7 protein-coding genes are annotated in these 8,282 nt (G+C 62.5%); 3 read left to right on the top strand and 4 right to left on the bottom strand.

Features of this window, described 5'->3' with window-relative positions:
* On the top strand, nucleotides 1–2,868 hold a 2,868-nt coding region (locus YU9_RS43385), incomplete at its 5' end, for an AAA family ATPase (protein WP_036018851.1).
* Between the two features lie 670 nt (nucleotides 2,869–3,538).
* Entirely contained in the window at nucleotides 3,539–4,072 is a 534-nt protein-coding gene (locus YU9_RS0134405; RefSeq protein WP_156952292.1) for a hypothetical protein, read from the top strand.
* Nucleotides 4,073–4,169: 97 nt separating this feature from the next.
* On the opposite strand, the gene YU9_RS50450 is transcribed toward YU9_RS0134405, so the two are convergent.
* From YU9_RS50450 to YU9_RS50445, 3 genes are all read right to left on the bottom strand, one after another.
* The gene (locus tag YU9_RS50450) at nucleotides 4,170–4,583 is read right to left on the bottom strand and encodes a hypothetical protein (RefSeq protein WP_027576830.1); all 414 of its coding nucleotides are present in this window, start codon (nucleotides 4,581–4,583) and stop codon (nucleotides 4,170–4,172) included.
* A 628-nt stretch (nucleotides 4,584–5,211) separates the two neighbouring features.
* Nucleotides 5,212–5,622, bottom strand: a complete 411-nt coding sequence (locus YU9_RS43375; protein ID WP_036018846.1) for a hypothetical protein — start codon at nucleotides 5,620–5,622, stop codon at nucleotides 5,212–5,214.
* 65 nt (nucleotides 5,623–5,687) lie between these two features.
* On the bottom strand, nucleotides 5,688–5,909 hold the full coding sequence (locus tag YU9_RS50445; RefSeq protein ID WP_027576828.1) for a hypothetical protein: 222 nt from the start codon (nucleotides 5,907–5,909) through the stop codon (nucleotides 5,688–5,690).
* A gap of 183 nt (nucleotides 5,910–6,092) precedes the next feature.
* Between YU9_RS50445 and YU9_RS43370 the strand changes: the two genes are divergently transcribed.
* Nucleotides 6,093–6,542 carry a hypothetical protein gene (locus YU9_RS43370; RefSeq protein WP_027576827.1) on the top strand — a complete coding sequence of 150 codons (450 nt, stop codon included), beginning with the start codon at nucleotides 6,093–6,095 and terminating at the stop codon, nucleotides 6,540–6,542.
* 951 nt (nucleotides 6,543–7,493) lie between these two features.
* On the opposite strand, the gene YU9_RS43365 is transcribed toward YU9_RS43370, so the two are convergent.
* A complete protein-coding gene (locus tag YU9_RS43365) occupies nucleotides 7,494–8,009 on the bottom strand; it encodes a DNA ligase (RefSeq protein ID WP_371259241.1) in 516 nt (171 codons plus the stop codon).
* Nucleotides 8,010–8,282: the final 273 nt, after the last annotated feature.

The raw sequence follows: 8,282 nt of genomic DNA, 5'->3' as shown, positions 1-8,282 counted from the left end.
GGCGACACGCTGGCGGCCCGTGTGGGCATTGCGACCGGTCCGGTGGTTGTCGGCGAGTTGATCGGCGAAGGTGCGGCGCGCGAGGAGACCGTGGTCGGCGACACGCCGAACCTCGCGGCGCGGCTACAGACACTGGCCGCGCCCNGAACTGTGGTGATTTCCGCCCGCACCCGGGAGCTCATTGGCGGGCTTTTCGAGCTCAGCGAACTCGGCATGCAGATCTTGAAGGGATTTCCCGTTCCGGTGCGGGTGTGGCGCGTGGTCAGGGAAGGCAGCGCCGAGAGCCGGTTCGAGGCATTGCACGGGGCCGGCCTGTCGCCGCTGGTCGGTCGCGACCATGAGATCGGCCTGCTGCTCGAGCACTGGGAGCGAGCCAAGGAGGGTGAGGGCCAGGTGGTGCTGCTCGGGGGCGAGCCTGGCATCGGCAAGTCGCGCCTCGTGCGGGCGCTGCGCGGGCGACTTGAGAATGAGCCGCATACCGCCCTCGGCCACTACTGCTCGCCGCACCATCAGACCAGCCCGCTCTATCCAGTGATCGGGCATTTGGAGCGGGCGGCGGGCTTCGCCGCGGACGACTCCGCCGCAACGCGGCTCGACAAGCTCGAGGCGCTGCTTGCGCTATCGACCGACGATGTCGCCGCGGTGGCCCCGCTGCTCGCGGCCTTGCTGTCGCTGGAGACGAATGCGCGCTACCCGCCGCTCGACATGAGCCCGCATCGGCAGAAGGAGCGGACGCTCGAGGAACTGGTCGACCAGGTGTTGGGCCTCGCAAGGCGCCGGCCCGTCTTGGCCCTGTTCGAGGATGTGCACTGGGCAGATCCGACCTCGCTCGAGCTGCTCGATCTCCTGGTCGGCCGGGTGCAAGGCGCCTCGGTGTTGGTCCTCATCACCTTCCGGCCCGAGTTCGAGCCGCCCTGGATGCGCTATCCCCATGTCACCGCGCTGACCCTCAGCCGATTGAGCCGCCGGCAGGGCGCGGCCATGGTCGCGCGGCTGAGCGGCGGCAAGGCGCTGCCGCCTGCGGTGCTCGATCAGATCGTCGCCAAGACCGATGGCGTGCCGCTGTTCGTCGAGGAGCTGACGCGGACCGTGCTGGAGACCAATCTGCTCCGCGATGAGGGCGACCATTACGCGCTCGCGGGGCCGCTGCCACCGATGGCGATCCCAACCACGCTCCAGGAGTCGCTGCTGGCCCGGCTCGACCGGCTGGCCCCGGCCCGTGAGGTGGCCCAGGTCGCGGCCGCCATCGGCCGGGAATTCTCCCACGAACTGCTCGCGATTGCCGCGGCGCTACCGGAGAGCGACCTGCAGGCGGCGTTGGACGATCTCGTCGGCTCGGGCCTGGTGTTCCGGCGCGGGACGCCGCCTCAGGCGATCTACAGCTTCAAGCATGCGCTCGTGCAGGACGCCGCCTATGCGACGCTGGTGCGCGCGAAGCGACAGCGCTTGCAGGCCCGGATCGCCACAGCGATCGAGCAGCATTTTCCGGAGACAGTGCAGGCGCAGCCCGAGCTTCTGGCCCACCATTATACGGAGGCGGGGCTGGCCGTACCGGCGACGGACTATTGGCTGAGGGCGGGACAGCGGGCCATCGCCCGCTCGGCGATGGCCGAAGCACTTGCGCAGTTGCAGAACGGGTTGGACCTGCTTGCGGGCCTACCTGAGGCGGATCGGAAGCGACGAGAACTTGACCTGCAGGTGGCGTTGGGCGTGGCGCTGATGGCTACGCAAGGCTGGGCGTCGCCGGGAGCTGGACGGGCCAACGCGCGTGCCCGCGAGCTCTGCGAGCAGATCGGGGCCACCGCCCAGCTCTGGCCCGTGCTCTATGGTCAATGGGGCGTGCGCGCCGAGCACAACGCGGCGCGTGACGTAGCAGACGAGTTTTTGCGCCGGGCGCAGGATCATCAGGAAACTTCCGCAACCATAGTTGCTCACCGCGTCAACGGGACCGGTGCCCTGTGGCGCGGCGAGATCGCCGCTGCCCGCCTCCATCTGGAGCGGACGCTCGCGCTCTATGACCCAGAGCGGCATCGCTCGCTCGCCTTTTTCTACGTGCAGGATCCTCGGGTGGCGGCGCTATCGGCGCTGTCATGGACGTTGTTGGCGCTGGGCTATCCGGAACAGGCCTTGGCACGGAGCCGCGAAGCGCTCGATGCCGCCAACGATCTCACTCACCTCAACACGCTGGCGTACGCTCTCTTGTTCGCGTGTCTCTTCGAGCAGTACCGCCGAGCGGGGCCCGAGGCCCGGGATCGAGCCGAGGCACTGATTGAGCTCTCGACCGAGCAGGGTTTTCCGCATTTCCTCGCGCCTGCCACGGTGATCCGTGGATGGGCTCTGACCGAGTCAGGTGAGTTGGAGACGGGGCTGGCGCAGCTTCGGCAGGGCCTGCCGGCTTGGCGTGCCACCGGGGCAAGGGTCTATGAGCCGCATTTCCTCGGCCTCCAGGCCGAGGCGCTGGGCCGCTCCGGCGCAGTGGAGGAAGGCTTGGATTTGATTGCAACGGCGCTCGACCGCGTGGAAGAAACCGGCGAGCGGTGGTTCGAGGCCGAACTCCATCGGATGATGGGCGAGCTGATGCTGCGGCTGCCGAGGCCCGATCCGATCGCCGCGGAAGCACGGCTCTGCCATGCCGCTGCAACCGCGTGCCGGCAAGGCGCCAAGCTCTGGGAACTGCGCGCAGCGACATCGCTCGCACGACTTTGGACAGAACAGCGCCGGCGCAGCGAAGCTCACGACCTGCTCAGTCCGCTCTATGGCCAGTTCGCTGAGGGCTTTGAGACAGCAGATCTCCAGGCTGCCAGAGCAATACTTCGAGAGATCACTGCCAGCTCCGAGACGAAGACGGATGCCAAATACGGGCAGTGATGCTGCATACTTGAGGTATCTCGGCTAACCGAACGAGAATCTCGCCGGTCTTGAGTCGTGATTTGAAGTCGGCCGACTGAGGCGGCGGCTTAGGGCACCGGCGGCGGTCGACTGCGAGGTGCGCCGAAGTACGGTAGCGAGAGCAGTTGGAACAGGTCGGATCCTGCGATGGCCCGCTTGGTCGACGACTACTACGGCGGCATACCGGCTCCGTGAGCTAGGGCAAGTAGCTCCGCGAAGACCCGCGCGGTATCCGGTACTGGCGTCGTTCGTGCAGGTCGAAGAATCCACCGCGTGCCGGATTTGAACTGCATGATACAAGGTCACGGCCAATCGGCAGCAACAAGCCGGCGGCCAAGTCACCGCCGAAACAGCGTAGAGCCGAGCTTCGCACTTAGGCTAGAGGTAGTGCTTGCCTGAGCGTGCTTACTGGAAACTGTCGGGAGCGAACCTCTGCGCACCTCACCGCGATCTTCTGGGCGACCATGATTTTCCCGCGTCTGGATCTACTTCTTCACCGGCTTACCGCCGAGGTTGCTTGTCGAAGAGTTGGGTCAGCCTGCCGGACCGGTGAGACATCGAGATCACGCGTCTTATAGACGCATTGGATATTCACACGCAGAGGTCTTTGCTCGACACCCTTTAACCCGCAACCATCTGGGAGGAAACCATGAGGTATCATCTCACTTCATCGTGGATGTGCGGTTGTGTTGTGCTTGCTTTGGCGCTCCCTGCGGCCGCTGTCCCGGCCTTGGCGGAAGAAGCGGGCCAATGGTTCGGTCGAGCCGTTCTGGTCACCCTGTCCAGCAAGAGCGTGAAGCTCGAAGACCGGGCTGACCATACGGTCTCGGTCACCGAATACGACGGCGCCGTGTTCAATGCCGATGGCAAGCCCTTCCTCGACAAAGCTCGCTATCAGGTTGTTGATCTGACGGATGCTGGCACTTCCAGTGGCGGCCATAAGACCTTCACAGAGGCCGACGGATCCAAGGTCTTTGCCAGGTACGTCTTGAAAGACGCGAAGCCGAAGGAGTTCCGCGGCACCTTCGAGTTCACTGGCGGCACGGGAAAATATGCAGGGATCACGGGTCGGGGTGAGTACCACGTCGTGCTGGTCAGCGACACGGCCTTGTGGGATGAACTCCGCGGCGAGTACAAAATTCCGGCTACCGTAGGAAGTTCGCGACCTGAACCGACCAGATGAGCCGTGAACGGCTATGGGCGGTCAGTGCTCAAATTGAGTATGGACGCCGATGGCAGCACTTCGCTGCTGCGTAAGTAGTGGAAAAGTAGGCGTCTGCTTAACAGTAGAGCAGACGCTTCATCGCGCACTGCGATGTCGCGCGATCTGCTGCTGCGGTTATCGGGACAAGAACTTTACAAAGGCGAAGGTGCAACGGCGGCGCGCTCAGTTGGGGGAGAGCGTCGCCCGCTATCTGAGCCAGCTTGACACGGCCGACCGGCAGGAGCCGACGGACGCGCTCGCCGCGTTCTTCAGCGCGGCCTCGGCGATCCAGGGATCGCTTGGTCCAGTCGGTGCCGCTGCGCGAGAGGAGGCGCACGCGTTCGTTCTCCCGGATGATTGGCATCCGGCAGCCGTCGTGCTTCACCTCATGAATCCAGTCCGGTGCTGACGGGACCTGCTTGCCGCTGGTCGCTCGGCAGAGCTCATACGCCGTGCGCATGCGGGGAAAATAGGCATTGAGGTAGGCCATTGCGAATCGAGTTCGTGGTTCCAATGTTCAGAAGTGAGCAGAACGGATCCGTCGAGCTCGATTCGCTTTGTCGATCCCCTACTGCCAAGCACCTCCAGCGGCCTCGGCATCGCCCCTCAACGCATATAGTGCTGAGGCGCATTTCTCTCGCAGCGGCAGGCACACGCGATCTTTCTCCGCCGATCGCGTGCATAGAAGGAACCTGTGTTCCCTTGAATGGCGGCAGCACTCCATACATTCGCCGTAGATCGGCCACAGCGGGCGGGTTCGCTACAAAGCAGGACCCGTCCGGAGTGTGGACAGGAACGCCTGACGACGAGCATCATCTGGTAGAGTGATCCAATGGCTGATCAACACAGGCCCGTGCGCCGCGCCGCGGCCGGTATCGGTTCAGAACCCGCTGAGAAGAACAATGTTGGGGAGGCGCTCGATCATGTGTTGCACGAGGTCCAGGCCGCGCGGCGTGACCTCAGTATGACCCGCTTCTGCCTCCAACAGGCAGAAGCCGCTCGCAGAATAGATCGAGCCGCAACCAGACTCGCTGATCTGATGCAATCCGGAAACCGCACAAACAAGCACTCCCCGGCCTACGAGCCGTTCCAAAGGGAAGAGGCGTAGTAAGGCCGCCTCACCGTTGCTTCTTGCCTGCTCGCTTTTTCGATTTCAGGACGTCGGCCTGGCTTCGGAACGCGCGTGCTAGTGCCTGCAGCTCCTCGGACACCCCGGCATCTGCAGCCGCCTTTGCTGCGCGCAAGGTTGTCGCGCGACCCGCTCTCGCAGGCCCTTGAAGAATGGATGCCGCAGGTGACCGTTCGCCGACTTGGCGTATGTTAGACTCGATGACGACAATCTTCGGCAGCGGAGCCGTCCGACGAATGATCTCGAGGCCTGTTCCAGACGCGCCACCGGCAATCGATAGGTTCTCCACCTGCGATGAATTGAAATAGGACTCCGATAGCCTGGCCGACAGCGAGCTCCCCACAATAACGATGCCATGTAAATTGCTGCGCACATAGTTGGTCGCAATTAGGAGATTCATCGTATCTGTCGATGTTACGATCGACTGTGTGGTCGAGCCTCCAATTGCTTTGAGTGCAAAGATGCCTAGGCCATGTAAGCCGTCATTTCGTTGAGGTTGTTGGCGACGAAGAGCTTGAAAAAATATCCCAGCACGAGCCACTGAGTGGCCTCGGTGATCCCCCAGAGCCTGATACGCTGACCATGGATCTCGATTGTATCGCCATCGATTACACTGACTTGCCCGACCAAGTCGTCCGCTCGGGTCGCAACAGAAGGCAGAACCGAAATGGCCAGCGCGAGCTCCATAATTCGAATTATTGCGAATGTCGGAGGAATATTTCGTCCCTTGAAATCAGGCCTCTGCGGCGATTCTGATGTCAAACAATCTTCCTTTTATGGAGTGGGTAAGTTCAGTGGATTTTCAACTCGTCCGCAGCGAAAAGTCTCTTTTGGCGCTCGCGAGTACGAGGGCCGGCGCCCCAAAATGGGGTGGGGTACTTCCGGATAAAAAATCAGCGCTTTCGCTTCTTTATCCTCACGCCCGCACATCCGCCGTTGAGAGAGGTGCCGGAATTTAGAGCTGTTCACCACGAATGGGCGTCAGGCGGACGCGCTCGCGCCGTGAAGGCGTACAAGAGAACGAGGACGCAGAAGCGCTACAATGAGTTGATGGCGCTACTGCCGAGCAGGATGCCTCTAGATGCCAAGATCGAAATCGTCAGCATGATCTACGAGGCTCACGCCCTGCGTCGCTATAACGGAAAGCCGTTCGGGATTACGAAAGCCGCGTCCCGCAGCAAAGAGTTCATCGCGGATTACTATCGCGATAATCCGGTTAAGGCGTATGGTGACATCAAGACACCCTGGTCGCTCGACGCTCCGATTGGTTACGACACGGCCACCCGTCTGGTTGATATCGTCTCGGAAGGACTTTGGTAAACGCTGATCGGATCGGTAGCAAGTAAGGCCCGCCGGACCACATCTGGCGGGCCGCCTCTTGTGTGCAGGTTAGCGCTGATGCCCTAAACCAACTCCAAGGCTTCGCGCCTTTTGCCTCAACGAGCCCTCGGATCGCTTCATCAGCTTCGAGAGCTTGGCTACCGGCGTGCGAGCCTTGGAATGTGCCTTCAATAGCTTGACGTCTTCCTTCGTATACTCTTTGCGCTTGCTCTTCGTCTTTTTTGCCACTTGATGCTCTCCAACGTGATCACGCCGGGGGTAAAGTGATCATGTGAGTGCGTCAAGCGCGGGTATCTTGCTGGCGAACACATTATCCGAAGTCGTGCCGAGCAAAAAAACCGCCCGCGAGCGTCAAGGTGGGATAGGCTTATCCCGTGGGGGGCGTCTTGGAGGTTGAAACATGCACAAGGCTCTTCTGTTTTCCGTTGCACTTGTCAGTCTGGTCGGGTTCGGCGCGCAAAATGGTGCGCGTGCCGTTCCTGCTGACCCGCACCTGGTCGGCGCGATTGCTTCGTCGCCGTCCAACGTGCACTTGGCTCGGGCTGCCGTGCGCGGTCCGCGTGGTGGAGGCGCTGTTGTTGGCCCACGCGGGGCGGCCGTTCGCGGCCCACGCGGCGGAGCTGCTGTCGTTGGCCCGCGTGGCCGCGCGGCCGTCGTCGGCCCGCGGGGCGGAGCCGCTGTCGTTGGTCGGCCCTATTACGGCGGCGTCTGGTACGGCACTGGGAGGCGCTATTGGAACGGTCGCTGGTGGCCATACGGCGTAGGCGCTTGCTGGCGCCGCAGTCCAATCGGATTCGTGTGGGTCTGCGGCTAGGAGCCTTGCACTCCCGCCTTGATCTAAATCAGAAGCGGGTGCGGCAGATGGTCCTTCCTATTGGGCCATGGCGTACCCGCCCAACCCGCAGGAAACTGACAACCGCTTCCGGAGTGTCAGAGCTCTCGCCCCATTGCGGGGTGACTGCGGTTCTTGACCTTGATCCAGAATTGTTGGCGGCCGCCGCGGTAAGGCCGATCGCGATGCTTTGAGACCAGTCGCTCAAGTCCCATCCGGCAGGCGGCTCGGAACAGGTCCGGGCCAATCTCGCCACGCTCGAATGGCGCCACGGTTATCCCGTCCGGCTGGCGCGCCAATAGCTGCTCTAGGTTGGTCTTGCGCATGTGGAGAGGCAGCGAGCGCAGGTCGTCACCTTCCACCGCGAGAATGTCGAATGCGTAGAGCTGGACTTCGTGATCGTGCTTGCGGGAGTGCAGTGCGTTGAAATCGGATATGCCATCTCCTCCGAGGATCACGGCCTCTCCGTCAACAACGAAATGCCTCTGGCGGTTCTTCAGCGCGGCCTCGACAATCCTCGGATAGCGCTTCGTCCAGTCGGTGCCGTTGCGCGAGAGGAGGCGCACGCGTCCGTTCTCCCTGATGACTAGCATCCGGTAGCCGTCGTGCTTCACTTCATGAATTCAGTCCGGTCCTGGTGGGACCTGCTTGCCCGCGGTCGCCAGGCAGAGCTCATAGGCCATACGCATAGACGGAAGATAGGAGCCCGTCACGGATTTTACGAATCTGCTGAAGTTCCTGCGGGGAACAGTGCTGAGACGTACAGACATCGCGACGAGCGACGAGTAGCCTCGTTTTCGCTTGGCCCTTTCCTACACCGAGGACCAAGCTTCCTCCAGCGGCCCCGGCCTCACCCTCAACCGCCCCCCGGCCGGGGCCGTCTTGGG

It is taken from the genome of Bradyrhizobium sp. WSM1743, from assembly GCF_000473065.1.
Classification (GTDB): Bacteria; Pseudomonadota; Alphaproteobacteria; order Rhizobiales; family Xanthobacteraceae; genus Bradyrhizobium.
Note: the sequence above shows the minus strand (reverse complement) of the source record. Positions and strands in the feature narration are given on the sequence as shown.

Excerpts from the sequence above, each read along its gene's own strand:
- YU9_RS43375 (WP_036018846.1), bottom strand. The coding sequence starts at position 5,622 with ATGAATCTCCTAATTGCGACCAACTATGTGCGCAGCAATTTACATGGC.
- YU9_RS50445 (WP_027576828.1), bottom strand. The coding sequence starts at position 5,909 with ATGGAGCTCGCGCTGGCCATTTCGGTTCTGCCTTCTGTTGCGACCCGA.
- YU9_RS50450 (WP_027576830.1), bottom strand. The coding sequence starts at position 4,583 with ATGGCCTACCTCAATGCCTATTTTCCCCGCATGCGCACGGCGTATGAG.
- YU9_RS0134405 (WP_156952292.1), top strand. The coding sequence starts at position 3,539 with ATGAGGTATCATCTCACTTCATCGTGGATGTGCGGTTGTGTTGTGCTT.